The sequence below is a fragment of the Paenarthrobacter sp. 2TAF44 genome (assembly GCF_052114885.1).
Lineage (GTDB): Bacteria > Actinomycetota > Actinomycetes > Actinomycetales > Micrococcaceae > Arthrobacter.
Map to the genome: position 1 here is coordinate 14106 of NZ_JBFRFP010000003.1, position 24864 is coordinate 38969.

The window sequence follows — 24864 nt, forward strand, 5'->3', positions numbered from 1 at the left end:
CATGGGGCTGGGCGTTGAATGGGCACTGGACTGGCTGAAGCTCTCCGCGAAGGCCATGGCAGAACATCGAAGGGAACTGATCGAGCTGGACCGGCCAATCGGCGATTCGGACCACGGCGAGAACATGGACAGAGGATTCCAGGCGGTTCTGCAGAAGCTGGACGAGACGCCGCCGGAAACTGCGGGAGCTGCCCTTAAGGCGGCTGCGATGGCGCTGATGTCCAAGGTGGGCGGAGCTGCCGGGCCGCTGTATGGAACGGCATATCTGCGGGCGGCCACGTCGCTAGGGGACACCGCCGATATTGATGCAGAGGCGCTTGCTTCCGCGCTCGCGGCTGCTCGCGACGGAGTGGTGGCGCGCGGCAAAGCCGAAACCGGCGACAAGACCATGATTGACGCGTGGTCTCCGGCAGTTGAGGCAGCGCAGAACGCGGCGTCCGACGGCGGCGATGTGCTCGCCGTCCTGCAAGCTGCTGCCGAGGCGGCCGAAGTGGGGGCTGTGGCCACCGATCCGCTGGTGGCTCGGAAGGGCCGCGCGAGTTATCTCGGGGAGCGAAGCGCAGGGCATCGCGATCCAGGAGCGGCCTCCACCGCACTGCTCTTGCGCGCCGCGGCAGCAGCAGCGGCCGGCTCCGCAGGAAACACGGGAACCGACGCCGTATGACAGTTGGGATCGTGGTTGTCTCGCACAGCAGCAAGATCGCTGAAGGTGCAGTGGAACTCGCCGCGCAGATGGCGCCCGACGTCGAACTCGTCGCCGCCGGGGGCACTGACGACGCACGGATTGGCACCAGCCTCGAGAAGGTGCTGGCCGCCGTCGAGCAGTCGTTGATTGATGCGGGAGGCGATGGCGTGGTGGTGCTGACGGATCTGGGCTCTGCAGTCATGACAGCTGAGTCTGCGATCGAATTCGCCAGTGATCCTGACGCCATACTGCTTGCCGATGCGCCTTTGGTTGAAGGGCTCGTGGCCGCGGCCGTTGCCGCCCAGGGCGGGGCTGGTGTCGAGGAGGTGCGTAAGGCTGCAGAAGCGGTTGGATTCGGGGCTTCGGCCGGTACTGACGCGACGGCCGGTACTGGCGCGCCGGGCAGTCCTGATGAATCCCGGGAACCGGATGCTGCCGGCGATTTCGAGCTCATTAATCCCATGGGCATCCACGCGCGGCCAGCAGCCAAGATAGCCGGTGGACTGTCCGGCCTTGACGCTGAGGTGACAATCAACGACGTCGACGGGACGTCCATGATGGCGCTCATGACGCTCGCCGCCGGGCAGGGTGCAACCCTGCACGTGGAGGCCCGTGGCAAGGACGCCGCAAAGGCCGTTCAGTATGTCGCGCGGTTGGTGGGCGAGGGGTTCGGGGAGCTTTAAACAGGCGGCTTCGACAAGCAGCGCCACCCCAAATATTGCTAAGTACACTGATTAGTGATGTTGTAGAGGTACAGGTTCACTACAAGGAAGAGGTGCGACATGGGTGCTGACGACAAGATGGAGAACGCTGGCGAGAAGATCGCAGGCAAGGCTAAGGAAGCTGCCGGAAAGCTTACCGACAACGAGCGCCTTGAAGCCGAAGGCAAAGGCGAGCAGACAAAAGCCGACCTCAAGGGTGCTGGCGAAAAGGTAAAGGACGCTTTCAAGAACGACTAGGAATTCGGGCGGGGCCGTTGCGGTTGCAGCGGCCCCGCCTTCCTTTTGTGTTTGACAGGGCTTACCCCGCACGATCAGATGGAGGATTCTTTCGTGAATTTGCTGGTGAAATTGTTCGGCCTGGCAGTCAGCCTTGGAGCTGGCGTGCTGGCAAACAAGACGCTTGAAGGACTTTGGGAGAAAAAGACAGGAAAACCTGCCCCCAAGGACGGAACTGATCTGAACGATTCCTTGCCGGGAGTGCTCGTGTTCGCTGTGGTTTCTGCGGGTGTTGGCGCAGTGGTCCACGTTCTTACCCAAAGGGGCACCAAGAGTGCCCTGGCCCGAATGAAGAAAACGGCAGACGAGGTTTAGCAAAAATGGCAATAGCCCGATACCCGAGTGTTGTTATTGATTGTCCGGATGCGCCCGCCCTTGCCGCCTTTTATGGCGAACTACTGGGCTGGGACGTGAAGGGCGAAACCGATTGGTTCGAGATCCGCCCCGGCGATGGGAACAACTGCATTGCTTTCCAACAGGTCGAGTCGTATCACGCGCCTGAATGGCCGGGGCAAACAGTTCCTCAGCAAATGCACCTTGACCTGATGGTCGAGGACCTGGACAAGGGCGAGGAAGTGGCCCTTTCGCTGGGGGCACGCAAGGCTGAGCACCAGCCGGGGACCACCTTCAGGGTGTTCCTTGATCCGGCTGGCCACCCGTTCTGCCTGTGCCTTTCCTGATACGGCGCCTTTCTTAACCCTGATCTGCCGCCCACTCCTCAACGCGCCGGTTGCTTTCCTCTTCGGAGAGATCTTCCACGCGCGTCATGATGGACCAGCGGACGCCGAAGGGATCGCGGATGCTGGCGTATCGATCCCCTGAAACGAAAGTGGTGAGTGGTTCACGGATGATGGCGCCCGCTTGTTCCGCTCGTTGGACAAGCGCGTCAGCGTCCGGGCAATAGAAGCCCAGGGAGTAGCAGTCGTCATCGCCGCCGGGCGCCGGGATCAGATGGTATTCCGGGTTGGGCTCGCCGAGCTGCAGGTGGCCGTTCCCGAGGTCGAGTTCCGCATGGACCACAACTCCGCCCATCTCGGTGGTGCCAACAACCCGTGCCCCGAAAACGTCCCGGTAGAACGCGATCGCATTTTTGGCATCGGGTATGGCGAGGAAGGGTGTCAGGCTGGTCAGGCCGATGGGGACGCCGTGGGTGGTGTACTTGCCGTGGGCGGCCGTGGTTGACTCTGTGCTTGTACTATCTGTCATGTCCACGACGCTACGGGCAGGGCTGGCTGCGGCGCTTGGAAATTCGCGACAGACTTTGTGGGAGGGAGGCAAATGGATAGTTCGTTCAAGGGCATTCTGTACCCGGCGCGGCTTCCCACGTTCAACCGTTTAGCGGCACCGGAGTCGGTCGCGCATCTTGTCCAATGGTTCTGGATTCCCGAATGGGACATTGAGCCGGGCCGCACTTCCCGCCAGCATCTGATCGCCTACCCCGCCTCCAACCTCGTTGTGCAGTTGGATGACGTAGTCTTCTCGGGTCCCACAACCCGTGCCGCGTATCGCGACTTGAATGACCATGGCTGGGCAGTGGGAGCGCTGTTGCGCCCGGCTGCAGTTCCGGTGTTCACGGAGAATCCCGGCAGCTTGCGTGATGCCGAGGTGGTCTTGCCGTTGGAGGACCTCCACCGTTCTGTCGCACGGGCCATGAATGCTGCTGCGCAGGCCATGAACGCGCCCGACGGCGGCGCCCGCCGTGAGCGGGCAGTGGACGCCTTTGTGTCGTGGCTGGATTCTTTGGACTACGTACCTTCCGAAGATGCCCTGCTGGCAAACCGGATAATGGACACTATTGCCTCCGATCCGGAGGTGGTCCGGATTGAGGACGTAGCGGCGCGCCTTGCTGTCTCGGGGCGGACGCTCCAGCGAATTGCGACGAAATACATAGGCCTCACCCCGTCAGTGCTGATCCGTCGCCGTCGCCTGCAGGACGCCGCCGAGAGGGCTCGTTTGGATCCCTCCAGTGATCTTGCGGACATCGCTGCCGAGCTAGGCTATGCAGATCACGCACACCTCACGAACGACTTCCAGAAGTACCTGGGGTTCACACCGAGCACATACCGGCGCGCTGTTGGCAGTTAGCTGTCGGCCGATCCCGGCTCGCTTAAGTGCCGGTTGAACTGCGCTCCCGCTGCATCCGGCACGACGTTGCTGCCGAGCCCCATGACGCGTGACTTCAACGAGCCACCCAGCACGTTTCCCCCACCTTTCATCATTGCTTTGAAGCCCTGCTCGGCAACCTGGGCCGGATCGTCCTTCTCCTCGGTCCCTACCTTCGTGTCCATCAGCTCTGCCCGCTCAAAGAACGCCGTCTCCGTGGGACCCGGGAGCAGGGTGGTGACAGTGACCCCTGCGTCCCGCAGTTCATTCCTCAGCGCTTGTCCAAAGGACTGCACGAACGCCTTTGATGCGCCGTAGACGGCCTGGAAGGGCGCTGGCCCCCGGGCAATGACTGAGGAGGTGAACAGTATTCTTCCTTGACCGCGTTCCATCATGTCCACGGCGATCCACTTGGCGAGGGCCACTGTTGAGGTCACATTCAGATCGATGATCCTGGCTTCCTGGTCAAGGTCCGTCTCCACAAAGGGACCTCCTACGCCGATCCCGGCGTTGAGGGCAACGGCGTCAAGTGGTCTCCCCAGCGCCGTCACGGCGGTGCGCAACTGCTCTACACCCTGCCTGCTGGCGAGGTCGATTTGTTCGGCCGTTACGGTACCGCCGAGATTTGCCAGGCGCAGGGCCGCTTCATGGATCCCGTCATTCTCAGCGACGATGATGGTGTCGAAGCCATTGCTGAGGAACTGCCGCGCAAGTTCGTAGCCGATGCCAGTGGATGCACCTGTGACAAGAGCCAGTTGCCTCTCGTTGGCATTCATCGGTCATCCCTTTCCGGAGAAAGTCCCTAACTGACAGATTACTTAGTATTTTCGCATCCGGCACCGAGAGGGACAAAGCTACTGACTAAACAGAAACGGGCACCGGCGGTTCCGTAGCCTCCTTGCTGGGTTCCGGCGTCGTGGTTTCCCCGCGGAAGGCGGCGAGCATCGCCTCGCGATCGAATTGCCCCTCCCACTTGGACACCACGAACGTGGCAACGCAGTTGCCAAGCAGGTTGACCACGACGCGCATGGAATCCATCAACCTGTCGGCTCCGAGGAGTAGTGCCACGCCCGCTACGGGGAAGATTCCCAGGGCCCCGGCCGTGGCGGAGAGGGCCAGGAAGGCCGAGCCGGGAACGCCTGCCATGCCCTTGGAGGTCAGCATGAGGATTCCGAGGGCAGCCAGCTGTTGGCCCAAGTCGAGGTTGTGGCCGAAGGCTTGGGCAAGGAACAGCAACGAGATGGAAAGGTAGAGAGCAGCGCCGTCGAGGTTGAAAGAGTATCCCGTGGGAACCACCAGCCCAGTGGTTGCGCGGGAACAGCCAGCGTTGCTCAGCTTGGTCATGATTCGCGGCAGTACTGATTCCGTGGATGCCGTGCCCAGTGCCAGGAGGAACTCTTCGCGGGAGTACTTGATGAACTGCCACAGCGGGACGCGTGGGTAAACCCAGGCCACAATGAACAGCAAGCCGATAAAGACCAGTGCCGAGCCGTAGCATGCCGCCACCAGCAGGGCGTAGGTGCTCAACGAACTCAGCCCGTACTGGCCGATGATGAATGCCATTGCCCCGAAGGCGCCTACCGGGGCAACCCTCATCACCCAGGACATGATCTTGAAGAAGAGTTCCAGGGTGGTCTCCATGAGGTCGATGACGGGCTTGCACTTCTCCCGTCCCACCACCACGATGGCCGCCCCGAAGAAGACGGCGAAACAGAGGACCTGCAACAGCGTGTTGGATGCGAACGCTCCAACCACGCTGGTCGGAATGATGCCCAGCAGGAACTGCCCTGCGTCCTTGGGCGGGGCCGTGGTGGTCTTGGCGTTGACTGCTTCCGCTGACAGGGAAGCCGGATCAATGTTCAACCCTGCCCCCGGCTGGACGATGTTGGCCACGAGCAGCCCGAACGCCAGCGCGAAAAGTGTGGCGGCGGTGAAGTAGACGAGGGCTTTGACTCCCACGCGGCCAACAGACTTCACGTCGCCTACCGCCGAGATTCCAGTGACGATCACCAGGAATATCAGTGGCGCAATGATCATCTTGATGAGTTGGATAAAGCCGTCGCCAAGAGGGCGAAGCGCAGATCCGATGCCCGGCCAGAAGTAGCCGATGGCGACCCCCAGCACCACGGCCACCAGGATCTGGAAGAACAGGGATTTATAGAGTGGCTTCTTTGCCGCTGGCCTCACAGCAACAGCGAGTGCGGGAGTCTTCAAGGTGGCGCCTATCTGTGCGGGGCCATGAAGGGTCACGGCCGGGGTCACAGATGACGCTATGAGGGGCGTGTTTCGGAATTGCTAATTCCAATGCCCCCTTGTGTTTAATATCGGAAGCAAGATTCCATGATGCGAAAACTCTAAAGAAGTTGAAGTGGTTGGCAGCCTTCGGCGAGCACCTCCGCAGGCTTTGGCGTCGGCTTATGGAATGCATCAAGAAACAACCGGTAGGAGACGATGCCCGCATTTGCGGACCCGGTGGAGCAGCAGCATCGGTAGGCGTGCGTCATCCACGGGCCGGGCAGGAGCGCTCGAAGCCACGAGTCGCATTCGGTCAACGAGAGGGAGGCTTGGACTCCACTATCCCTGCGATGAGCAGCAACGGACACCGTGACGCAGGTCCCAGCCGGGGCTGGGCCGGGGGCGAACCATCCCCACTCCACAGTCTCCACGACGATCGTCACGTTGATGTTCTCGTTCTCGATCGATGGCGTGGGACCCAGTCGGTGATGCCGACGGCCGCTATGGATTGGCTCGCCCTGTGAAGATCGGCTTACTTCCTGGCGTAGTTCGTTCAGTTCGGCGGCATGTTTACTGCGGATCCTCGCACTGAGATCCATGATCAGGGTTTCCTCTGCTGCGGCAGGCGCTTCGGTGTCGACGGAAGGTCGGGGTGGCGCAACAGAAAACGTGTCACGAAGGGGCTGCTCAGACCGGTGCACAACACCTCCAGGACTCGACCATCAGCGCACGGGTGAGACGAGAATACCGGTCTAAAAATCAAATCGCCAGAGGAAGCCGCGTGAGGCATTGGCTACTATTTTGCATGGCTTCGGCCACGGCAGGCGCCTCTACCGCGACCTCAGTACACTCCTCATGGCGCTGGAGCTCATGCAGCAAAGACGCTCCTGCAGCGAAACTGCATCTCAGGTCCGTGCCCGGGGCCCCGGGCCGGAAGCCGCAGCCCGCCGTCGTGCATGTCCGCACGGGCACTGCGCGACTCAATGCGCTACCTTAGGCGACGCCGTTGGACTGCACCTTGTTAGGTTGGGGCCGAATGGCCACCCGGGAGCTTGCGATACGGTCGGTGAGGGCCGCAGCGGAGTCTTTGACGAGGCGCACGAGCTCGGATTCGGTGCCCAAATTGAAGCGACTCTCGGGGATCGTGATGCCGATATCACCGACGACGATGGTGCCCGAGAGCCCGAACACCGGGGCCGCGACGGAGATCGCACCCTCGATCCGCTCTCCGTGCGAGATGGCATAGCCATCCCGGCGGATTTCATCGAGTCGATCGCTGAGCTTGCCTGGGTCGACGCGGGTGCGTGCAGTCAATGCAGGGAGTGGGCCGTGGACGATCTCGTGCCGGGTCTCATCAGGTAGGAAGGCGAGTATCGCGAGCCCACTGGCGCCTGCGTGCAGAGGCAGCCAAGTATGCATCGGCAAAACGTAGCGCAGGGGGTGCGGGGATTCCACTGTGTGGGTGAACATCATCTGCTGGCGCTGTTCGTTGTAGACGCCGAAGAACGAAGACTCGCCTGTGCGCTCGGTGAGCTGACCGAGGATGTCCGTAGCCGCCTCCTCGAGCGGGAGACGGGCAGTCGTGGCCCAGGCAAGCCGCAGGAACTCGAGTCCGAGCCGATATGCGCCGTCGCGGGTGCGGCCAACCATCCCAAGCTTCTCCAGGTCGCCGAGCAGCCGATGGGCCGTACTCGCGCTGACACCCATGAGGGAGGCCAGCTCGCGAACGCCATAGGAGTCCTCGCCGGTGTCGACCATGAGGGTCAGCAGTTCGATCCCTCGCGCCAGCGGATGCCGTTGCCTGTCCGGCGACTGCTCCGAACCAGCAGTCGTTTCGTTTGTACTCATTGACCCTCCCGACTCACCGACGACGAAGTGCGAAGTCGTTCTGGATGAGTCTATTCAACAGGACACGCCTTCGGATGAAGAATTGCAGCATTGGGCGCGTGTGTGTCAGGGATGGGCAGACGCTTCCGCCTCTTGGGCTGGTTGTTCGGTTTCGGCGACCACCTCGATGACTGCGCCGCGCTGGTTCATGGGTATCGATTTCTTGATGGCTATGATGGCAGCCAATGCGGCTGCACCCGTGATGACGATGAAAATGATGCCGGCGTTCCATGAAGAAATAGTCGGTGCCGTGGTGCCGGGTACCGTGCTCGACGCCAACACGACACCGATGATCGCTGTGCCGATCGCACTGAAGAGGGTCCGACCCACAGTAAAGATCAGGCCGACGGCTTCGCTGGTGTCGCGGGCGGAAACGTTCTCCACGATGACGATGGGAATGCTGATCGTGAGGAACACTGTTCCGACCGAGCCAATCACGACTGCGACGATCGCAAGCGGGAGATTATGGGTCGAGAAGAAGAAACCGGAGTAGCCCAGGATTCCCAGGCCCGCACCCGAAGCGAGTATCACCTTTCCCCCGAGCCTTCCGGCGACCCGACCTGCGACGGGTGACAGGATGAATGCGATCGCCCCGGAGATCAGCCCATACAGGCCGGCTTGGGTCGGAGTCAGGCCGAGCCCGACAGGCAAATTCGCCGGGCTTTGCTGCAGGATGGGCGTGAGGAGACCGGGCGCCGTAAGGATGCCGAGCGATACAAAAGCGGTCACGATGAGAACAAGAACCAATGAACGCTCGCGGAACAGCCGCAGGTTGAACATCGGCTTCTTGATTCGCAGTTCCCAGATGATCCAGAACGTGAACAGCAGCGCGCCGACAACAATGAGGCCGACGACCAACGGGGTGGCGCCCTGAGTGCGCGACGTTGTGAATCCGTACAGGATTGCGGCAATTGCCGGGGCCATCAAGACACCGCCCAGCACATCCACTCGGCCGCGTTCGGCCACAGCGCCCACGGACCTGGGAAGTGCAAGTGCGACAAGGATCGCCACGACCGCCAGGATGGCCGAGGCGATGAACATGCTGCGCCAACCGCCCGCGGCGAGAAGGATGCCGGCAGCGACGCCTCCTATTGATCCGCCAATCAGGCCCATGCCCGATGTCAGGCTGATGAGCACCGACACTCGGGAAGGCGGCGCAACCTCGCGGGCGACGCCGATGAGCAGCGGAAAGAGACCCGCGCTGGTTCCCTGCAGCGCACGACCGATCAGCACTCCCTCGAGGTTGCCCATGATCACGCTGATGATGGGACCTGCAGCGGATATGAGCATCAGAATGATGAGGACCTTCTTCCGGCCATAAATATCGCCGAGCCGCCCCGCGATAGCCGCAGTGCCCGCGCCGACGAGCAGGAAAATGGTGACCACCCAGGAGATCGCTGATGCATCGGCATCGAAGGTAGCCATCAGGGTGGGGATGGCCACGTACATCATGGTCACTTCGAATATCGGGGTGAGTTCGATGACCATGAAGATCGCAACGATCAAGGCGAAGGGCCTGACCGCAATTGACCGTGTGGGATCGGTCGACAACATTTCATTCCTAACTACGTTGTTAGAGAGGGTGTTCGTTTTAGCGAAACGACAGTTTCGTTGTGTGGTCTTTCTCATGGTTTCACCGCCAAAGTGCTCTGTCAAGAGCCTGCGATTCGCTCGCCGAGGAGCTGCGGCGCGACTGTCACCGCGCCACTAGGCGAAGAGGCTGGTTGGATACTTCCTTGAGCAGGCGATCCACCGAGGGCCGGATCCGTACTAAAGGTTCGATGGCTGGAACTGCGTATAGAAAGTTGGCCTCCATGGCCGCTAGTGCGGCTTCTGCTACATCCAATGGGTCGATGGCCGTAACGGATGGAATGGAACTTTTTGCTGAGGACCCCCCGGCATTCTTAATTCCAGCGGTTGCAAGTGCCGCGCTCATGGGGGTGCGGACAATACCTGGGCAGAGGACGGTTGCGCTGACACCCGGCGCTGATGCCTCCAATTCCGCACGCAGCGTTTCCGTGAGTGCGACAACCGCATGTTTGGTGACGACGTAATCGGCAATGCCTGGAACGATGGACAGTCCCGACATGGAGGCAGTGTTCAGCACATGGCCATGCTTCTTTTCGACCAAGTGGGGCACGAATGCCCGGATCCCATGGATGACACTCCATAGGTTCAGGGAAAGGAGCCTTTGCCAAGCCTCCGCGCCGATCTCCCATGACGGGCGCTGATCATTGGCTGCCCCGACGTTGTTGCATACGAGGTCAAATGTTCCGAAGTGCTCAAGTGTTGCCCGTGCCAGGCTCTCGACCGATTCGGCATCGGTTACGTCGGTGGGGACGGCGAGGATTTCAGTACCCAGTGCTTTCAGGTCATTGCGGGTTGCCTCCAATCCGTCGGAGTCGATGTCGGCAATCGCGAGCTTGAGCCCGCGTGAAGCCAACGACAGCGCGAGCGATCTCCCAATTCCGCTTCCCGCCGCAGTTACTACGGCCACATCGCCTGGCTTGAAACTGGTCATATCGTCGACCTTTCTGTGCTGTTGTCTGTTCGGGAACGCGAGTTCTGTTACGGCCCGAACTGTTATTTGGGCCAGCGACAGGTGCTGCTCCAACGGCGGGCCGGATGTGGTTCATTACCCGGTGAATGCGCCACCGTTGACACCCATCGTTTGCCCCGTGATGAATGAGGCCTCGTCCGAGCAGAGAAAGGCGCAGGAAGCTGCGATGTCCGTGCCCGTGCCGATGCGCCCGACGGGAAGGCTTTGCCCCAGGACATCGCTGGGGGGAAGTTTCCCTGCCGCCTGCTTCTTGCGAACGCTCGGCGTGTCGATGGCAGAGGGCGCGATGGTGTTGACGGTGAGGCCTGAGGACGCGTATTCGAGAGCCAAGGTCTTCGTCAATGCGATCACGCCGCCCTTCGACGCGGAATAGGACGCCATGGTGGGGGCTCCGACCTGGGCGGCCATGGAAGAGATCAGGACCACCCTGCCCCATTTGGCATCCACCATGTCTTTGATGACGGACTGGATGCAGTTGAACGTTCCGGTCAGGTTTATGGCTAGAATGCGGTTCCAGGATTCTGCGGTGATATCGGCAAAAGGCTCCTGGACGGCGACGGCCGCACTGCAGATCAACACTCCTATGGCGCCGAGTTCATCCCGGATGTTCTCGATGGCATTGTCGACTTGGGCTCGATCGCTAACGTCAACCTGGTAGCCCAGGGCCCGGGCTCCAGCCGCGGATAGCTCCTTGGCCACGAGCTTGGCGCCCTCGCCGTCCACATCCAGGACTGCGACGGCGTAACCCTCATCAGCCAGTCGCGTGGAAACTTCGCGGCCGATGCCGGATGCTCCTCCGCTGACGACCGCGACTCGCCTTACCGCCCCGCCCTGGCCAGCCCGCTCGGCCGGTCGGGCTAACTGCTGCTTTGAAGTAACCATGGTTCTCTCCTGTGATTCAGATCTGTGATGCGGTTCGTCCATGAACGCGAGTGGCTGTCTGCTTTCTCAGTGAAGTCTTCGAGACGCAGACCATGCCGCAGGTCCTAGGGGAGGATGGGGTTTCCTTCAGCTACGAAGGGCACGAAAACCATGCTGCTGAGATCGAGGTCCGGGCTCATGCCGAGACCAGCCCCGAAGAGCAGGTCCCGGGCGGAGGAGGCCGACCCCTCAACTTCGTAGATCGTTGCGTACTGGTGGGAAACCGAAGCGGGCTCTTCGGAGGCTGTGCGGTAGCGCTGTGCGGCGATAAAACCGGGAAGTTCAAGCACCTGAGGTATGTGTGTGTCCCAGTACCATGTGCGGAACACGTCGTCCCGTTCTTCCACGGGATTAACGAGCGCCAGTAACATCTCGCGCGGGGGCAGCAGTTCTTCAGTCATTTCAGTCTCCATTTCGGGCGGAACGGTCGTCAGCTAGCGCTGATGCTTTCGCGTATGGTCGACAGCGCACCGTTGTAGTCCCCGGTTGCGGTCATCTCACCCAGGATTTCGTGCAGCTTGGCGCGACCTCCCGGGTTGAGCAGGAACTTTCGCACTTTGCCCTCGACGTTCGCGCCGTAGTAGTGGCTGTGCTCTGCCGAGAAGATGGATTTGGGCGCCAGTGTCTCGATCATGGTCATCCACGTTTCCTGCTGTTCGGCGGTCGGTTCGAAGCGTTCATAGCCGTGTCCGCGTGCGTGGATAAGCGTGCCGATGATCCAGTCGATCTGATCCTGCGAGTACCGCGGGTAGTTGCCTCCGCCGGCGCCGTGCGGCCCGCCGGGGAAGAAGAAGTTTGGCAGCTGGTGGGCGCTGAACCCGCCGAAGTCCGTGGGCCCCTCTTCCCAGTCCGTGCTGAGGTCCAGGCCGTCGAGGCCCTTGATGCCCATGCGTGTGAGCGCACCGGTGCCGAAGTCGAAGCCTGTTGCGAAGACGATGATGTCATACTCGCGGTGTCCCTCGGTCGTTTCGATACCCGTCGTGTCGATCCGCGCGATCGGCGTCTCCCTGAGCGCGATCAGCGAGGCCGCCGGATTGTTGAATGACTCGTAGTAGTTGGTGACGAACGGAGGGCGCTTCGCGCCAAACAGATGGTCCTTCGGGATCAGCCTTTCGGCCGTAACTGGATCCTTGACGATGCTGCGGACCTTGTTGGCGAGGAAGTCGCAGAATTCGAGGTTGACGTCGCGGTTGGTAGTCATGTCGTAGTAGTTGGAAGTTAGCTTGGCGAAGCCCGGGCTGTTCCAGATCTTCTCGTAGAAGGCCTGCCGTTCTTCGAATGAGTCGGCGGTGGAGAACTTGCCGGCGGGCTCGTGCAGGAAGCCGGTTGGGTTTGCCGCGGACCCGAGTTTCGCGGCGATCCCGTCGAAGTTCTTGCGGAGCCACGTGGTGCGCTCGTCGCTGATGACCCCGTTGTTCAGTGGGGTGGTCCAGGTTGGCGTGCGCTGATAGAGGTCCACGGTCTCAACCAAGTCGACGATCGCGGGAAGAATCTGGGCTCCGCTCGGTCCGTTGCCGATGATGGCGACGCGCTTGCCCGTGAAATCGACCGGCGTATGCGGCCACGCGCCGGTGTGGTAGGCCTGGCCCCTGAAGTCCTCAAGGCCCTTCAAGTCTGGGTAGTTCGGCACGGAGAGGCCGCCGGTCGCCGAGATGACCCAGCGTGCCCGGACAGTTTCGCCCTTCTCAGTGGTCACCGTCCATGTGGTCTCTGCCTCGCTCCACAGTGCCGATACGACCCTCTGGCCGGTCCGGATGTGCCCGCGGAGGTCGAAATGGTCCACCACGAAGTTGAGGTAGCGCTCGATTTCGGGCTGGGTGGCGAACTCTTCCTCCCAGCGCCACTTCTCGAAGAGCTCTTTGGAATGGATGTATCCGTACGTGTAGCTCTCGGAATCGAAGCGCGCGGACGGGTAGCGGTTCCAGTACCAGACGCCGCCGACGCCGTCACCCGCTTCCAGCGTCCGGGCCGAGAACCCGGCCTCAAGCGCACGCTGCAGCGCGTAGATGCCCACGACGCCAGCCCCGATTACAAGTACTTCGACGTCGATGTCGCTGCTGGTCTGTTCTGCCATTGACTTCACTCCTACTCGGGCGGCGCCACCATGGCCTCCGCAGGATGTAATTCAAGCATTGGTGCTCAATTAATGCAATGGAGGCTCTAAATTCGCGTAAGTTTAGACAAAGTTGCCATTGCCATATTTGAGCGGGCGTGATGAAATTTGTTGACTCATACTTCAAAGGAGAACCATGAACGCCACCCCTGACCTACGATTCGACGGACGTGTTGCCATAGTTACAGGAGCTGGCCGCGGCCTTGGCCGCGCCCACGCCCTGCTGCTCGCCGAGCGCGGTGCCAGGGTCGTCGTGAATGACCTCGGAGGGTCGAAGGAGGGCGAAGGCAACGACGCCGGGCCCGCGAACGAGACCGCAGCGGAAATCGTCGCGGCGGGTGGCATCGCCGTAGCCGACACGAACGACGTAGGCAGTGAAGCAGGTTGCCATGCGCTCGTCGAGACCGCGATCCGTGAGTTCGGCCGCATCGACATCGTCGTGAACAACGCGGGTATCTCGCGCTGGGCGACCTTCCCGGAAGCTGACGCCACAAACCTTGAGCTCACGCTCGACGTGCATCTGCGCGGCACCTGGCACACGACCCGGGCAGCCTGGCCCTACATGGAGGAGCAAGGCTATGGGCGGGTCATCACCACAACATCAACCGGAATGCTGGGTCTGCCGGACAACCTTGCCTATGCCACCGCGAAGGGGGCCCTCATAGGTTTCACCCGCAGCCTGGCTTTGGCAGCAGCCCCGAAGGGTATCCTCGTCAACTGCGTCGCACCGAACTCGGTGACCAGACCGAGCCTTTCGGCCGACAAACCGAATATCGTCACCGCCAATGAAGCGGATTCAGCCCGCCTCCAGGCGATGCAGACCGACCTCGTCTCGCCAATGGTGGCCTACCTCGCCCACGAGTCGTGCGAGGTGAACGGCGAGATCCTCGTTGCCGGCGCCAAGCGTTTCGCCCGCTGGTTCATGGGGTTCACGCCGGGCTGGCTCGACGAAAGCGACGGAGTTCCCACCATCGAAGACGTCGTGTCCCACTGGGACGAGATCAACGACCGGGATGGCTACTACATACCTACGGGCACCTACGATTGGGGCTCAAAGTTTATGGCGCACCTGGCCTGAGTTTAAACACCAAAATCGGGGCCGGCATTTCCATGCTGGCCCCGATTTCTATGTATCGGAGTCACGCTCCGCGAGCGGCGCTGAAAGCCCTGCACTCAGGAAGGTAATGAGGTCGGAGATGAGTGCTTCGATCCCTGCCGGAAGGTGTTCCCGTTTGCGCTGGGCGGTATGGTATCGAGCCAGCGCATGTACAGCGCTGGTCAACGTAACCCACCATCGCTCGTCCAGGACCGATTCCGGAATCCCGGGGACGAGCTTGCCGAGCAGAGTGCGCAACGTGACAACCGCGGCGCCGACACGCACCCCAACGAGCCCTTCATAGCCCCCTTCTTCGGTGATGTAGAGGGAGAGGAAGGGGAGGTAGTGGTTGTCCGGCTGGAAGTGAATTGCGAGCGGGCGCACGAAGGCGCTGACCACGTCGGATACGGTGGGAGTTGTTTCGCTCAACATGAGGCCGGCGACCATTTCGGTACGGCTTACTTCACTCTCCCCGCCGCGGTATTCCATAATCGCCTTCACGATTTCGTCGCGCTCGCCGAAGTGGTATTGCACGGCTGCGTGGTTGCGCTGGCCGGCGGCTTTGCCGATGTCACGCAGTGGCACCGCCGAGATGCCGTGTTGTGCGAAAAGCCGCTCTGCCTCTGTGATGATCCGTTGGCGTGTTGCCTGTCCCCGTACATTTTTCCGCTCGCCGGATGACCTGGAGGCAACTGAAGTTTGAGACATGCCTATGAGTCTAGTGAGACGCGAACCTTGAGCGGAGCCATGTCGGTCCCCGCGGGGTAAACGCCGCCGAACAGTTCGACACCGCTTTCCAAGAGATGGACATCGTTCATCGTCCAGGTCAGGTCCACGTCGTTGTGCTCAGGCTCTTCCGTGCCGGTCGCAGCAATGAGGGTGGTGGTGCCGTCAACATCGGTGCGGGCGGACAGAACTCCGCCCTCGGGTCCGGCGACAAGTTCGGGATCGGCGATGAGGACGTCGAGGAAACCGTGATGCGCCTCAAATCGCACGGAACCTGCGAAAGACAGGCGCCATTGCCCTTCCTTTTGCGCCGCGCGGCGCAGCGGGAACGTGATGGCGCCGTCCGTGGTGACGGCGGCGCCACCCTCCACCGTGTACGAGCCGCGGGCAATGACGGTGACATAGCGCAGCAATGAATCGCGGACCGCCCATGTGAGCAATCCGCGATTCACGGCGTCGTGCAATTCCGTCATTTGCCCAGCTCGGGGGAGTGGCTGTCAGGGAAGCCCTCCATGCCGGCCTCGAGTTCGAGGCCCATGGTCCGGAACACCATGCAGTGGAAATCGTAGGTACCCACTGTGAACAACAGATCGATCAGTTGCTGGCGGTTGAACCGCTCTTCGAGCGCCCGCCAGGTCTCGTCGCTCACGTTCTTGTCGCGGCACATCTCGTCGATCGCACGTACGAGCACGGAGTCATCCTCGGACCACAGGGCCGCATCGGGTCCCTCGGCCAACGCGGCGATTTCATCGTCCGTGAGGCAGCCCGCGGCCCTGCTCATGCGCACGTGCTGCGCCCACTCGTACTCGCCGTAGCCAAGCCAAGTAGTGCGAATGATGGTGATCTCTCGAATACGGTCGCCAAGGCTCGAGTTCCGAAGGTGGTTCGAGTACGGCATCCACCCGCGCATCAGCTCAGGATGCCACGCATAGATACCGAGGATGTTCGATTTCGGCCTGGTGTCGGGGGTGAGCTGCGGGGCGGCTTGGCCACCGGCGCCGTGCGTGGCGAGCACGCTCAATGCGTTATCAACCTCGGCATCCCAGTCTTCGGTTGGGCGGGGGGAAATTCGGGGTTGGGTTAGCTGTGTCATCTCTGTCCTCCTGTTTTCATGCGATGAAAGATCCGCCATTGACGCTGATGGTCTGGCCAGTCACGTACGAGGCGTCATCGGAGGCCAAGTAAGAGACAGCGGCGGCGATGTCCGCGCCGGTACCCATGCGGCCCACAGGGATGTATTTCGCCATGTCAGCGACTGATGGCATGGTGCCGGCTGCCCGCTTCCTCTCCACGCTCGGGGTGTCGATCGACGACGGAACCACCGTATTAACCGTCACTCCGGACTTGGCAAATTCCACTGCCAACGCTTTGGTCAACGCCAGCTGACCGCCCTTGGATGCGGCGTAGTGCGCCATTCGCGGTGCACCGCGCTGGGCGCTCGACGACGAAATCAGCACGACACGGCCTTTGCCTGCCTCGAGCAGGTCCGGCATGCCGGATTGCACGAGGTTGAAGGTACCCGTGAGGTTGATATGCAGGGTCTGGTTCCACTGCTCAAGCGTCATGTCAAGGAATGGCTGCTGCGGCGCAACGGCTGCGTTGGCCACGATCACCGACAGTGGGCCGAGATCGGCCCGGATAGCGGCAAGTGCAGCGTCTACTTGTTCACGGTCGCTCACGTCGGCCTGGTATCCGCGGGCGATGCCCCCCGTCTCTTCGATCCCGGCAGCGGCCTTCTCGGCCGCACCCTCGGTGCGCGTGAGGATAGCGACCGCGAAGCCGTCCTTCGCAAGCCTCTCTGCGATCGACAGACCAATGCCTGCCGCTCCTCCTGAGATGACTGCGACGCGCCCTGCCCCGCTCATTGGATCTCCTTGCGGATGAAGCGCGTGCTTTTCTTTGTGGTCATGGTTTGTCCCTATTCCTTGCCTGGCGGACTGCTGAGGCGAGGCGGGCGTGCCGCCACGCCTTCCTGTGATGCTCCGCATGCGCTACTGTTTTCTACAACTGAACAGACGTTCCGTTCTCGGGAGATTTTAGAATCGCATGTCCCGAAGATGGATGTCAAGCCACTGCAAGTGGCCATAAAACGGGATGGTGAGCGATGGGTAGTGCGGCAGGAAACAGCGATCGAGAGGCCGTCGACGGGCTACGCCGCAGGCACCCTTTGGCCCGCGGCATTGAATTGCTCACGCTCATGACTGACAGTGACCACGATGTCCACGGAGTGCGGGAATTGGCGGGCCGTCTTGAGGTAAGTCCAAGCACCGCGCATCGCCTCATCGCAGATCTTGAAAAGCTGGGGCTTGTCAGCCGCACGGCCAATGGTTCGTATCGGCTGGGTCTTGAATACCTGCGTCTTGCGTGGACGACGACGGAACGGTATCCGATCCAGGAGGTGTCGAGGGATACTCTGCAGGAGCTCACGGAGCAGAGTGGCGAGTCATCATTCTTCGCCGTCTTTGGCGAGCAGCGGCTGAAGATGATGTTTGCGCTCGTGGTGGAGTCGTCGCACCCCCTGCGCTACACACTGCCCCTGCGCCAGCAACTCCCGCTCCACGCCGGTGCGAGCGGTTTGGCGATCCTCGCGTTTCTGCCGGCGCAGATCCAAGCCAGCGTTGCGCATGGCAGGCTGCACCCGGCCACCGATCGCACACTGGTTCGGTCGGAGAGCCTCCTCGACAGGCTGGCCATTATCAGGAGTGACGGGTACGCGATTACCCACGGTGAGCGTATTGAGGGGGCCATCGCAATCGCTTCGCCGGTCTTCGGGCCATCGGGCACTGTGGTCGGTTCGGCGGGGATCTCCCTTCCCGAGGCGCGCTTCAACGCCGCGCATACGTCGTCGCTCGCGGGCCTGGTCAAGCAGTCCGCGCGCCAGATCACCGACTACCTCACTGGCGCTCGGGATCCACGCACCGGCATCGCGCGGAAGTAGTCAAGGCGTCCTTGACATGGGTTCGGAGCTAAGCTCATACTGATCCTGTTGCGTTGAAAGAATCAACTGTTCGATTCAACGAAAAGCTAACGTACGAGAAGTATCGCGAGGCCAATCCAAACCCCCTCGCGATCCCTGACTACACCGAGGATCAACGATGACCCAAGCAAGCGCCGACCGCCACGTAGTCATTGTGGGCGCGTCCTTGGCCGGAACACGCGCGGCCGAGGGCCTGCGCAATCTTGGCCACACCGGCCGCATCACGCTGATCGGGGCCGAGTCCGAGTTGCCGTACGACCGCCCGCCCCTGTCGAAAGACCTGCTCACGTCCGATTGGTCCGATGAGTCTGTCGAGTCGTTTCGCCTGGCCACCAAAGCCAGCCTCGAAGGTGCCGGCATCGAGCTCGAGCTGGGTGTCGCCGCAGCCGGGCTGGACGTCGCCAAACGCAGCGTAATTCTGGCCGATGGCACAATCATCAGCTACGACCTCGTTGTCATCGCGACAGGTGCAGCCGCCAGGCCTTCGCCTTGGCGCCCCGGGACCGGTGTTTATCAACTCAGAACGCTTGAAGACTCGCGAGCCATTGCCGCCCGCTTGAAGCTCGGCGAGCCCGTCGTCGTGGTCGGCGGCGGTTTCATCGGCACAGAGATCGCTGCGGCCGCGGTCGGCTTTGGCTGCGACGTCACAGTGGTGGACCCCGTTTCCGAGCCGATGGCGCGTATCGTCGGTCCTGAGATCGCCCGCAGCCTCGTCGAACTGCATCACCGGCACGGGGCCCAAACCCGGTTCGGCGTCGGCGTCGCCGACATCCAGGGCAAGGACGGTGAACTTACAGTCATCCTCGACGACGGCACTCGCCTTGAGACCTCGACGGCGGTAGTAGGCATCGGCTCGATCGCATCGACCGAATGGCTCGCGAGTTCCGGTCTCACGCTCGACAACGGCGTAGTAACGGACGGCTTCCTCCGCGCCGTAGGAGTCGATGACGTCTATGCGATCGGCGACGTGGCGCGCTGGCCCCACCCCGGCCGCGGCGTGCAGGTTCGTGCCGAGCACTGGACCAATGCCAGCGACCAGGCGCGTTATGTTGCCACCGCCATCACCCAAGGGGTCGATGAGCCCTATGACTCCACGGATTACGTGTGGTCGCACCAGTACGACTGGAAGGTCCACACCATCGGCTGGCGTCACCCCGGGGGCAGCTCCACTATCGTCGGCGACCTCGCCAAAGGAGGGAAAACCGCGGTGATTCACAGCGACGCGAATGGAGACGTCTGTGGTGCGGTCACCGTGAACTGGCCACGCGGGCTCAACCTGGCCCGCAGGCTCTTCGCCAGCGGGGAGTCCGCAGAGACAATCGTCGAAAAACTTGGGCAGCTGGCCTGACGGCCGCGCTGTCAGTGTGTAGAGAGGAAACGAACCATGGTCTATGTGATTGCTGACGCCTGCGTCGACATTCAGGACAAGAGCTGCATGCAGGAGTGCCCTGCCGACTGCATCTTCGAGGGGGGACGGATGACCTACATCAACCCCGACCTCTGCATTGACTGCGGGGCCTGCATGACGGCCTGTCCCGTGGATGCCGTGTTCTACGAGGCCGAACTTCCGGCCGACAAGGAGGACTACCTAGGAATCAACGAGCGCTTCTTCGAAGAGGTAGAGACGCCGAAGAGCGGCCGGAAGGCCGGCAAGATCGACTATGACGTCGACGTTATTGCCGCTCTTCCGCCGCGAACAGGAGCCTGAACATGACTGCCCTGCGCGTCGCCGTCGTCGGTTCCGGCCCGTCGGGGGCCTATTGCGCCCAACTGCTGACCGAAGAGTCCGGGTCGCCGGTTGAGGTGGACGTCTTCGAGCGCCTGCCGGCACCGTTCGGCCTGGTTCGCTACGGTGTCGCACCCGACCACCCCCGCGTCAAGTCGATAACCACCTCGTTCGCCGAAGTGTTCGACGAGACCCCGGGTATACGCTTCCTCGGCAACGTGCAGGTGGGCACAGATATTACGCTCGATGAGCTCCGCGCGAATTACGACGCCGTAGTGTTCGCGAGCGGGGCGCAGGTTGACCGGAACCTCGGCATCCAGGGCGAGGACCTGGCTGGTGTGCACGGGGTCCGCGAATTCGTGTCGTGGTACCAAGGCCACCCCGACACCAAGACCGATGCCTTCGCCCTCAACGGAAAGCGTGCGGTCATCATTGGCATGGGCAATGTCGCACTCGACGCAGCACGCATGCTTGCCCACACCCCAGAAGCACTCCGGGCTACAGACGTGCCCGAGCACATCGTTGACGCCTTCGCAGCGAGCACATACCGCGAGATCGTGGTGATCGGCCGCCGTGGCCCCGCGTTCGCGAAGTTCACGAACAAGGAGTTCATCGAGCTGCTGGAGGTCGATAGCTGCGACGTCGTCATCGATCCCGCCGACCTCGAGCTCGACGCCCAGCAACAGGCACACGCCGACGCCGACCCGGCAGCAAGGCGGTTGCTCGCCACGTTCGCGAAGGCAGCCGAACGCGGCGTTCTCGGGCGTAACACAGCCATCCGCTTCCTTTTCGACTGCACACCCGTCGAACTGATCGGCGAGGAATCCGCGTTGGCCATCCGCCTGGCAAAGACCAGCGACCCCAACATCACGGAAATCCTGGAAACCGACCTCGTCCTCCGCTCGGTCGGATATCGGGGCGCAGCGATCGACGGCCTGCCCTTTGACGAGAAGTCCGGCACCATTGCGCACCTCGACTCGCGCGTCGCCGACGGCCGGAATGTATTGCCAGGCGTGTATGTAGCCGGCTGGATCAAGCGAGGCCCCTCGGGTGTCGTTGGCACGAACCGCCGCTGCGCGTCCGAGACTGTGACCTCGATCCTCGCAGACGTCGCCGCACCGGGCTGGACATCCACGGCGACCCCAGCTGCCGTCGTCGACGAGCTGTTGCGCTCGCGCGGCGTGGACGTTGTCGATTGGACCGCATGGCAGTCTCTCGAGCAGGCCGAGTTCGCGGCGGGTGAGGCGGTGGGTCGCGAACGCGTCAAGCTGCACGACCGCGCCGAGATGCTCCGCGCCGCAGGCGTCGGGGTTGGGGTCGACTGAGGGAGCAACGCAAGATATGGATAGCTTCTCTTCAGGCCTCGCCGCTGCGGTGCGCGAGGCCGTGGGGCGGGTGAGCGATCCCGAATTGCGTCGCCCCTTGGCTGAACTCGGCATGATTAAGGGCGTCGAGGTCACGGGCGGTGTCGCCGTCGTCGGCATCGTGCTGACCATCTCGACGTGCCCCGCCGCTGCCCGCATTGAGCGGGACGTGCGGGCGGCGGCCACCGCCGTCGGCGGCGTCAAAGAGGTGGTCATCAACGTCGGTGTCATGACCGCGGAGGAGCGCAATGCTCTCACGGCCAAGCTGCGGGAGGGACGGGGCCAATCAAGTATGCCTTTCACCGCAGAATCGCTCACGCGCGTTATCGCGGTATCCAGCGGCAAGGGCGGCGTGGGTAAGTCCACCGTCACCACGAATCTCGCCGCGGCCATGGCTGCGCGGGGGCTGAGCGTCGGGATCATCGACGCCGACGTACACGGATTCTCAGTCCCGGGACTCCTTGGACTCTTCGACAATCAAGGCAAGATCATCAGGCCCACCCGCATAGACAATCTTGTACTGCCGCCTGTTGCGCACGGTATCAAGGCCGTATCGATCGGCATGTTCCTCCCGGAGGGTGCCGAGGACACTGCTGTGTCATGGCGGGGTCCCATGCTGCACCGCACGCTCGAGCAGTTTCTCACCGATGTCTACTTTGGGGACCTCGACGTGCTCCTGATCGACTTGCCACCCGGAACCGGCGACATCGCAATCTCCCTGGGGCAGATCCTGCCACACGCGGAAGTGCTCGTCGTTACGACGCCGCAGCCAGCGGCCTCTGGTGTTGCGGTCCGGAGCGGCATGCTGGCACGCGAGTTCGACCAGCGCGTCATCGGGGTGGTCGAAACAATGTCGCCCATGCGGTTCGCCGACGGCAGCGCCTTTGAGCCGTTCGGTGTTGGCGGCGGGGCGGCAGTCGCGGCGAGGCTCTCCGCCCTTGGCGGTAACGTGCCTCTGCTCGCCTCAATCCCCTTCAGCAATGGGCTGCGCGCCGGCGGTGATACCGGAGTGCCTGTAGCCGCAGCCGACCCCGAAGATCCCGCGGCCCGGGCGTTCACTGATCTCGCCGAAAGGCTGGTTGTGAGCCCGCGCGGACTGTCCGGACGCAGGCTCCCGCTCTCTCCGGTCACTGCTTAGTTGAGATCGAAAGGGGTTTAACTGTTCCGCAGCCTATTCATGGGACCTCCTGGCTGAAAGGGCTTTATGGCGGGTGGAGAAGACACGGCGTAGTGTCATGTTCAACGACGAACCTTGGGACCGGCACTCATATCCGGCAACCGCTTGTCGGGTTAATTCGCTGCAGGGGCAGGAATGGCTGGATGGAATGCTGATACGGCGGCCGGACCGCTGGGAGCCGGGACTGTCACCTTGGTTGAGGGATCCTCCTTCTGCATCTCCCTGCCAAACGGAAACATGCATCCCGAATTACCCCACGGTGTCTTCTTTCAGGACACGCGCATTCTGTCTGGCTGGAGTCTCACCGTCAACGGCCAGCCGCTTGAGCCGCTGGCGGCGGAGACCAAGGAACCCTACCGTGCGCAATTTGTGAGCCGCGTTCCCCGAACAGATGGATATGCGGACAGCACGCTGATTGTGGAGCGCCTACGCGAAGTGGGTGCCGGCATCCAGGAACAAGTCACTGTTCGGAACTACTCAGCGCAAGCTGCTGAATGCCTTATCTCCGTGAGGACTGAAGCGGATTTCGCCGACCTCTTCGAGGTTAAGGAGGCCCGGATCCAGCGCCGCTGGGACGAAACACGGCAAGCTGACGGTGATTCCTTGATCATCCAGGCTATTTGGCAAGACGTCCGGAAGGCCATTCTTGTCCGGGCCCCGGGGGCCAATGTAGGGCACGACGGCCTTGAGTATCGCATATCCATCGCCCCGCATGGCCTTTGGAGCGCGATCCTGACCGTAGTCCCCGTTATCGAGGGCGCTGGCCCCGCGACGCCATTCGTGCATCATGACGGGAACGGACTGTCCCCGCGGGACCGGCGCCACCAAGAATGGGTGGCCAAAATTCCTGTGGTAAAGATGGGAAACCGATCCATCGAACGGACTTTGCAGCGAAGTTACGACGACTTGGGCGCCCTTCGCATCGAAGACCCGAACTATCCGGAGCGCGTCGTAGTGGCTGCGGGGGCGCCGTGGTTTATGACGCTGTTCGGCCGTGACTCGTTGTGGGCTTCGGAAATGTCGTTGCCCGTGGACCCGTCCTTGGCGCTGGGCACCTTGCAGACACTGGCTGACCGCCAGGGCACCGAAGTGGATCCGATAAGCGAGGAGGAACCGGGCAAGATCCTGCACGAAGTCAGGCTCGATGTCTCCAGCGGGCTATCTTTGGGTGGCAAATCCATCTACTACGGCAGTGTGGACGCCACTCCGCTGTTCGTGATTGTGCTTGCCTCTGTTAGCCGCTGGGGATTCGCAGCGGAAACCATTTCGGCACTGCTGCCCCACGCCGACCGAGCGCTGGAGTGGATCCAGGATTACGGTGACAAGGACGGCGACGGGTTCGTCGAGTATGAACGTCTCAACGATCACGGGCTGATCAATCAGGGCTGGAAAGACTCCTGGGACGGGATCAACTTCGCGGACGGCACGATGGCGGAGGGCCCGATCGCACTGTGCGAGGTCCAGGCTTACGTCTATGCCGCGTATATAGCGCGCGCATGGATGGCGAGTGAAGCAGGCGACGCGACTCTGGCGGCCCGGCTCATTGATCGCGCCGCGCGATTGAAGAAGCAGTTCAACGAGCAGTTCTGGATGCCTGAGCGCGGTTACTACGCCATCGCCCTGGATGGTAAGAAACGCCAAGTGGATGCCTGTGCGTCCAACATGGGCCACTGCCTATGGCCCGGCATAGTCGATGACGACAAGGCACCGCTCGTGGCTGAGCGCCTGATGTCCCCGGAAATGTTCAGCGGCTGGGGGGTGCGAACGCTGGCCACCGATATGGGCGCATACAACCCCGCCAGTTACCACAACGGCTCGGTGTGGCCGCATGATAATGCGATCATCGCGGCTGGCTTGGTGCGTTACGGCTTCGTCGCCGAGGCGCAGCGGATCGCCACGGCACTGCTCGAGGCGGCCGAGTTTTCGGACGGCCGGCTACCGGAGTTGTTCTGCGGCTTTACCCGGGACGAGGTGGTGGCCAAGCCGGTTCCGTACCCCACCGCCTGCTCACCGCAGGCCTGGGCGGCCACCACCCCAATCCGGCTGGTCACGAGTCTGATGCGGTATGACGCCCATGTTTCCCGCGGTAGCTTGTGGATGGATCCCGTATTCCCGGAGTCCTTCGGCGACCTGCACATCACCAATGCCCCCTTGGCTGGGGGCCGGATCACCATCGACGTTGCCGGTTCAACGGCATCTGTCCGTGGTCTGCCCGAAGGGATGACTTTCCATCAAGGGCGCCGTCCGTGGCTGGCCGAACTCATGGAAGAAGCCAAGCCGCCCCTGGACACTTAGC

At 62.1% G+C, this 24864-nt stretch carries 27 protein-coding genes; 13 read left to right on the top strand and 14 right to left on the bottom strand.

Translation table 11 applies throughout. The features are described 5' to 3' along the window. Position 1: 1 nt before the first annotated feature. From dhaL to AB4Z15_RS04195, 5 genes are all read left to right on the top strand, one after another. Complete coding sequence (dhaL, locus tag AB4Z15_RS04175; protein ID WP_442016203.1) at positions 2 to 664, top strand: dihydroxyacetone kinase subunit DhaL; 663 nt, start codon at positions 2 to 4, stop codon at positions 662 to 664. Next, positions 661 to 1368, top strand: a complete 708-nt coding sequence (gene dhaM, locus AB4Z15_RS04180) for a dihydroxyacetone kinase phosphoryl donor subunit DhaM (protein WP_442016204.1) — start codon at positions 661 to 663, stop codon at positions 1366 to 1368. Before dhaL ends, dhaM begins: the two co-directional genes overlap by 4 nt. A 99-nt stretch (positions 1369 to 1467) precedes the next feature. After that, a complete protein-coding gene (locus tag AB4Z15_RS04185; RefSeq protein ID WP_442006618.1) occupies positions 1468 to 1644 on the top strand; it encodes a CsbD family protein in 177 nt (58 codons plus the stop codon). 93 nt (positions 1645 to 1737) lie between these two features. Further along, the gene (locus tag AB4Z15_RS04190) at positions 1738 to 1998 is read left to right on the top strand and encodes a DUF4235 domain-containing protein (RefSeq protein ID WP_223947533.1); all 261 of its coding nucleotides are present in this window, start codon (positions 1738 to 1740) and stop codon (positions 1996 to 1998) included. A 5-nt stretch (positions 1999 to 2003) separates the two neighbouring features. Further along, entirely contained in the window at positions 2004 to 2363 is a 360-nt protein-coding gene (locus AB4Z15_RS04195) for a VOC family protein (RefSeq protein ID WP_442016205.1), read from the top strand. A gap of 13 nt (positions 2364 to 2376) precedes the next feature. Here AB4Z15_RS04195 and AB4Z15_RS04200 read toward each other — a convergent pair whose 3' ends face one another. Next, positions 2377 to 2889 (bottom strand): VOC family protein, encoded by a 513-nt coding sequence (locus AB4Z15_RS04200; RefSeq protein ID WP_442016206.1) that lies wholly within the window; start codon positions 2887 to 2889, stop codon positions 2377 to 2379. A gap of 72 nt (positions 2890 to 2961) precedes the next feature. Here AB4Z15_RS04200 and AB4Z15_RS04205 point away from each other — a divergent pair, with 72 nt between their 5' ends. Then, entirely contained in the window at positions 2962 to 3768 is an 807-nt protein-coding gene (locus AB4Z15_RS04205; RefSeq protein ID WP_442016207.1) for a helix-turn-helix domain-containing protein, read from the top strand. Here AB4Z15_RS04205 and AB4Z15_RS04210 read toward each other — a convergent pair. The 9 genes from AB4Z15_RS04210 to AB4Z15_RS04250 form a co-directional block, all read right to left on the bottom strand. After that, the gene (locus AB4Z15_RS04210) at positions 3765 to 4562 is read right to left on the bottom strand and encodes an SDR family NAD(P)-dependent oxidoreductase (RefSeq protein WP_442016208.1); all 798 of its coding nucleotides are present in this window, start codon (positions 4560 to 4562) and stop codon (positions 3765 to 3767) included. The genes AB4Z15_RS04205 and AB4Z15_RS04210 overlap by 4 nt on opposite strands. 85 nt (positions 4563 to 4647) lie before the next feature. Further along, a complete protein-coding gene (locus AB4Z15_RS04215) occupies positions 4648 to 6000 on the bottom strand; it encodes a cation:dicarboxylate symporter family transporter (protein WP_442016209.1) in 1353 nt (450 codons plus the stop codon). A 140-nt stretch (positions 6001 to 6140) separates the two neighbouring features. Further along, positions 6141 to 6620, bottom strand: a complete 480-nt coding sequence (locus tag AB4Z15_RS04220) for a hypothetical protein (RefSeq protein WP_442016210.1) — start codon at positions 6618 to 6620, stop codon at positions 6141 to 6143. A gap of 394 nt (positions 6621 to 7014) precedes the next feature. Continuing rightward, a complete protein-coding gene (locus tag AB4Z15_RS04225) occupies positions 7015 to 7869 on the bottom strand; it encodes an IclR family transcriptional regulator (protein WP_442016211.1) in 855 nt (284 codons plus the stop codon). A gap of 105 nt (positions 7870 to 7974) precedes the next feature. After that, positions 7975 to 9462 (bottom strand): MFS transporter, encoded by a 1488-nt coding sequence (locus tag AB4Z15_RS04230; protein ID WP_442016212.1) that lies wholly within the window; start codon positions 9460 to 9462, stop codon positions 7975 to 7977. A gap of 142 nt (positions 9463 to 9604) precedes the next feature. Continuing rightward, positions 9605 to 10429: an SDR family NAD(P)-dependent oxidoreductase gene (locus AB4Z15_RS04235; protein WP_442016213.1), complete on the bottom strand. Its 825-nt coding sequence runs from the start codon at positions 10427 to 10429 to the stop codon at positions 9605 to 9607. Positions 10430 to 10543: 114 nt separating this feature from the next. Then, on the bottom strand, positions 10544 to 11350 hold the full coding sequence (locus tag AB4Z15_RS04240; RefSeq protein ID WP_442016214.1) for an SDR family NAD(P)-dependent oxidoreductase: 807 nt from the start codon (positions 11348 to 11350) through the stop codon (positions 10544 to 10546). Between the two features lie 104 nt (positions 11351 to 11454). Continuing rightward, on the bottom strand, positions 11455 to 11790 hold the full coding sequence (locus AB4Z15_RS04245; protein ID WP_442016215.1) for a hypothetical protein: 336 nt from the start codon (positions 11788 to 11790) through the stop codon (positions 11455 to 11457). 29 nt (positions 11791 to 11819) lie between these two features. Beyond that, a complete protein-coding gene (locus AB4Z15_RS04250; protein WP_442016216.1) occupies positions 11820 to 13463 on the bottom strand; it encodes a flavin-containing monooxygenase in 1644 nt (547 codons plus the stop codon). 175 nt (positions 13464 to 13638) lie between these two features. Here AB4Z15_RS04250 and AB4Z15_RS04255 point away from each other — a divergent pair, with 175 nt between their 5' ends. Further along, the gene (locus tag AB4Z15_RS04255) at positions 13639 to 14580 is read left to right on the top strand and encodes an SDR family NAD(P)-dependent oxidoreductase (protein WP_442016217.1); all 942 of its coding nucleotides are present in this window, start codon (positions 13639 to 13641) and stop codon (positions 14578 to 14580) included. Positions 14581 to 14628: 48 nt separating this feature from the next. On the opposite strand, the gene AB4Z15_RS04260 is transcribed toward AB4Z15_RS04255, so the two are convergent. Genes AB4Z15_RS04260 through AB4Z15_RS04275 form a run of 4 tightly spaced genes read right to left on the bottom strand, consistent with a single transcriptional unit; the run spans position 14629 to position 17189 of the window. Beyond that, positions 14629 to 15306, bottom strand: coding sequence for a TetR family transcriptional regulator (locus tag AB4Z15_RS04260; protein ID WP_442016218.1), 678 nt, complete (start codon positions 15304 to 15306; stop codon positions 14629 to 14631). A 2-nt stretch (positions 15307 to 15308) separates the two neighbouring features. Continuing rightward, positions 15309 to 15797 (bottom strand): HtaA domain-containing protein, encoded by a 489-nt coding sequence (locus AB4Z15_RS04265; RefSeq protein WP_442016219.1) that lies wholly within the window; start codon positions 15795 to 15797, stop codon positions 15309 to 15311. Further along, a complete protein-coding gene (locus AB4Z15_RS04270) occupies positions 15794 to 16417 on the bottom strand; it encodes a carboxymuconolactone decarboxylase family protein (RefSeq protein ID WP_442016220.1) in 624 nt (207 codons plus the stop codon). The genes AB4Z15_RS04265 and AB4Z15_RS04270 overlap by 4 nt, the downstream gene beginning before the upstream one ends. 16 nt (positions 16418 to 16433) lie before the next feature. Continuing rightward, positions 16434 to 17189: an SDR family oxidoreductase gene (locus AB4Z15_RS04275; protein ID WP_442016221.1), complete on the bottom strand. Its 756-nt coding sequence runs from the start codon at positions 17187 to 17189 to the stop codon at positions 16434 to 16436. A gap of 239 nt (positions 17190 to 17428) precedes the next feature. On the opposite strand from AB4Z15_RS04275, the gene AB4Z15_RS04280 reads away from it, so the two are divergent. The 6 genes from AB4Z15_RS04280 (at position 17429) to AB4Z15_RS04305 (ending at position 24863) form a co-directional block, all read left to right on the top strand. Continuing rightward, on the top strand, positions 17429 to 18262 hold the full coding sequence (locus tag AB4Z15_RS04280) for an IclR family transcriptional regulator (RefSeq protein ID WP_442016222.1): 834 nt from the start codon (positions 17429 to 17431) through the stop codon (positions 18260 to 18262). 157 nt (positions 18263 to 18419) lie between these two features. Beyond that, on the top strand, positions 18420 to 19649 hold the full coding sequence (locus AB4Z15_RS04285; protein WP_442016223.1) for an NAD(P)/FAD-dependent oxidoreductase: 1230 nt from the start codon (positions 18420 to 18422) through the stop codon (positions 19647 to 19649). A gap of 36 nt (positions 19650 to 19685) precedes the next feature. Further along, on the top strand, positions 19686 to 20009 hold the full coding sequence (gene fdxA / locus AB4Z15_RS04290) for a ferredoxin (RefSeq protein WP_442016224.1): 324 nt from the start codon (positions 19686 to 19688) through the stop codon (positions 20007 to 20009). A 2-nt stretch (positions 20010 to 20011) separates the two neighbouring features. Beyond that, positions 20012 to 21352, top strand: a complete 1341-nt coding sequence (locus AB4Z15_RS04295; protein ID WP_442016225.1) for an FAD-dependent oxidoreductase — start codon at positions 20012 to 20014, stop codon at positions 21350 to 21352. Between the two features lie 16 nt (positions 21353 to 21368). After that, complete coding sequence (locus tag AB4Z15_RS04300; protein WP_442016226.1) at positions 21369 to 22529, top strand: P-loop NTPase; 1161 nt, start codon at positions 21369 to 21371, stop codon at positions 22527 to 22529. 174 nt (positions 22530 to 22703) lie between these two features. Continuing rightward, positions 22704 to 24863 (top strand): amylo-alpha-1,6-glucosidase, encoded by a 2160-nt coding sequence (locus AB4Z15_RS04305; protein WP_442016227.1) that lies wholly within the window; start codon positions 22704 to 22706, stop codon positions 24861 to 24863. Position 24864 lies beyond the last annotated feature (1 nt).

Excerpts from the sequence above, each read along its gene's own strand:
- AB4Z15_RS04245 (WP_442016215.1), bottom strand. The coding sequence starts at position 11,790 with ATGACTGAAGAACTGCTGCCCCCGCGCGAGATGTTACTGGCGCTCGTT.
- AB4Z15_RS04185 (WP_442006618.1), top strand. The coding sequence starts at position 1,468 with ATGGGTGCTGACGACAAGATGGAGAACGCTGGCGAGAAGATCGCAGGC.
- AB4Z15_RS04205 (WP_442016207.1), top strand. The coding sequence starts at position 2,962 with ATGGATAGTTCGTTCAAGGGCATTCTGTACCCGGCGCGGCTTCCCACG.
- AB4Z15_RS04270 (WP_442016220.1), bottom strand. The coding sequence starts at position 16,417 with ATGACACAGCTAACCCAACCCCGAATTTCCCCCCGCCCAACCGAAGAC.
- AB4Z15_RS04275 (WP_442016221.1), bottom strand. The coding sequence starts at position 17,189 with ATGAGCGGGGCAGGGCGCGTCGCAGTCATCTCAGGAGGAGCGGCAGGC.
- AB4Z15_RS04295 (WP_442016225.1), top strand. The coding sequence starts at position 20,012 with ATGACTGCCCTGCGCGTCGCCGTCGTCGGTTCCGGCCCGTCGGGGGCC.
- AB4Z15_RS04260 (WP_442016218.1), bottom strand. The coding sequence starts at position 15,306 with ATGTCTCAAACTTCAGTTGCCTCCAGGTCATCCGGCGAGCGGAAAAAT.
- AB4Z15_RS04225 (WP_442016211.1), bottom strand. The coding sequence starts at position 7,869 with ATGAGTACAAACGAAACGACTGCTGGTTCGGAGCAGTCGCCGGACAGG.
- AB4Z15_RS04240 (WP_442016214.1), bottom strand. The coding sequence starts at position 11,350 with ATGGTTACTTCAAAGCAGCAGTTAGCCCGACCGGCCGAGCGGGCTGGC.
- AB4Z15_RS04200 (WP_442016206.1), bottom strand. The coding sequence starts at position 2,889 with ATGACAGATAGTACAAGCACAGAGTCAACCACGGCCGCCCACGGCAAG.
- AB4Z15_RS04285 (WP_442016223.1), top strand. The coding sequence starts at position 18,420 with ATGACCCAAGCAAGCGCCGACCGCCACGTAGTCATTGTGGGCGCGTCC.
- AB4Z15_RS04250 (WP_442016216.1), bottom strand. The coding sequence starts at position 13,463 with ATGGCAGAACAGACCAGCAGCGACATCGACGTCGAAGTACTTGTAATC.
- AB4Z15_RS04235 (WP_442016213.1), bottom strand. The coding sequence starts at position 10,429 with ATGACCAGTTTCAAGCCAGGCGATGTGGCCGTAGTAACTGCGGCGGGA.
- dhaL (WP_442016203.1), top strand. The coding sequence starts at position 2 with ATGGGGCTGGGCGTTGAATGGGCACTGGACTGGCTGAAGCTCTCCGCG.
- AB4Z15_RS04280 (WP_442016222.1), top strand. The coding sequence starts at position 17,429 with ATGGGTAGTGCGGCAGGAAACAGCGATCGAGAGGCCGTCGACGGGCTA.
- AB4Z15_RS04305 (WP_442016227.1), top strand. The coding sequence starts at position 22,704 with ATGGCTGGATGGAATGCTGATACGGCGGCCGGACCGCTGGGAGCCGGG.
- AB4Z15_RS04265 (WP_442016219.1), bottom strand. The coding sequence starts at position 15,797 with ATGACGGAATTGCACGACGCCGTGAATCGCGGATTGCTCACATGGGCG.
- AB4Z15_RS04300 (WP_442016226.1), top strand. The coding sequence starts at position 21,369 with ATGGATAGCTTCTCTTCAGGCCTCGCCGCTGCGGTGCGCGAGGCCGTG.
- AB4Z15_RS04210 (WP_442016208.1), bottom strand. The coding sequence starts at position 4,562 with ATGAATGCCAACGAGAGGCAACTGGCTCTTGTCACAGGTGCATCCACT.
- fdxA (WP_442016224.1), top strand. The coding sequence starts at position 19,686 with ATGGTCTATGTGATTGCTGACGCCTGCGTCGACATTCAGGACAAGAGC.
- AB4Z15_RS04220 (WP_442016210.1), bottom strand. The coding sequence starts at position 6,620 with ATGGATCTCAGTGCGAGGATCCGCAGTAAACATGCCGCCGAACTGAAC.
- AB4Z15_RS04195 (WP_442016205.1), top strand. The coding sequence starts at position 2,004 with ATGGCAATAGCCCGATACCCGAGTGTTGTTATTGATTGTCCGGATGCG.
- AB4Z15_RS04230 (WP_442016212.1), bottom strand. The coding sequence starts at position 9,462 with ATGTTGTCGACCGATCCCACACGGTCAATTGCGGTCAGGCCCTTCGCC.
- AB4Z15_RS04255 (WP_442016217.1), top strand. The coding sequence starts at position 13,639 with ATGAACGCCACCCCTGACCTACGATTCGACGGACGTGTTGCCATAGTT.
- dhaM (WP_442016204.1), top strand. The coding sequence starts at position 661 with ATGACAGTTGGGATCGTGGTTGTCTCGCACAGCAGCAAGATCGCTGAA.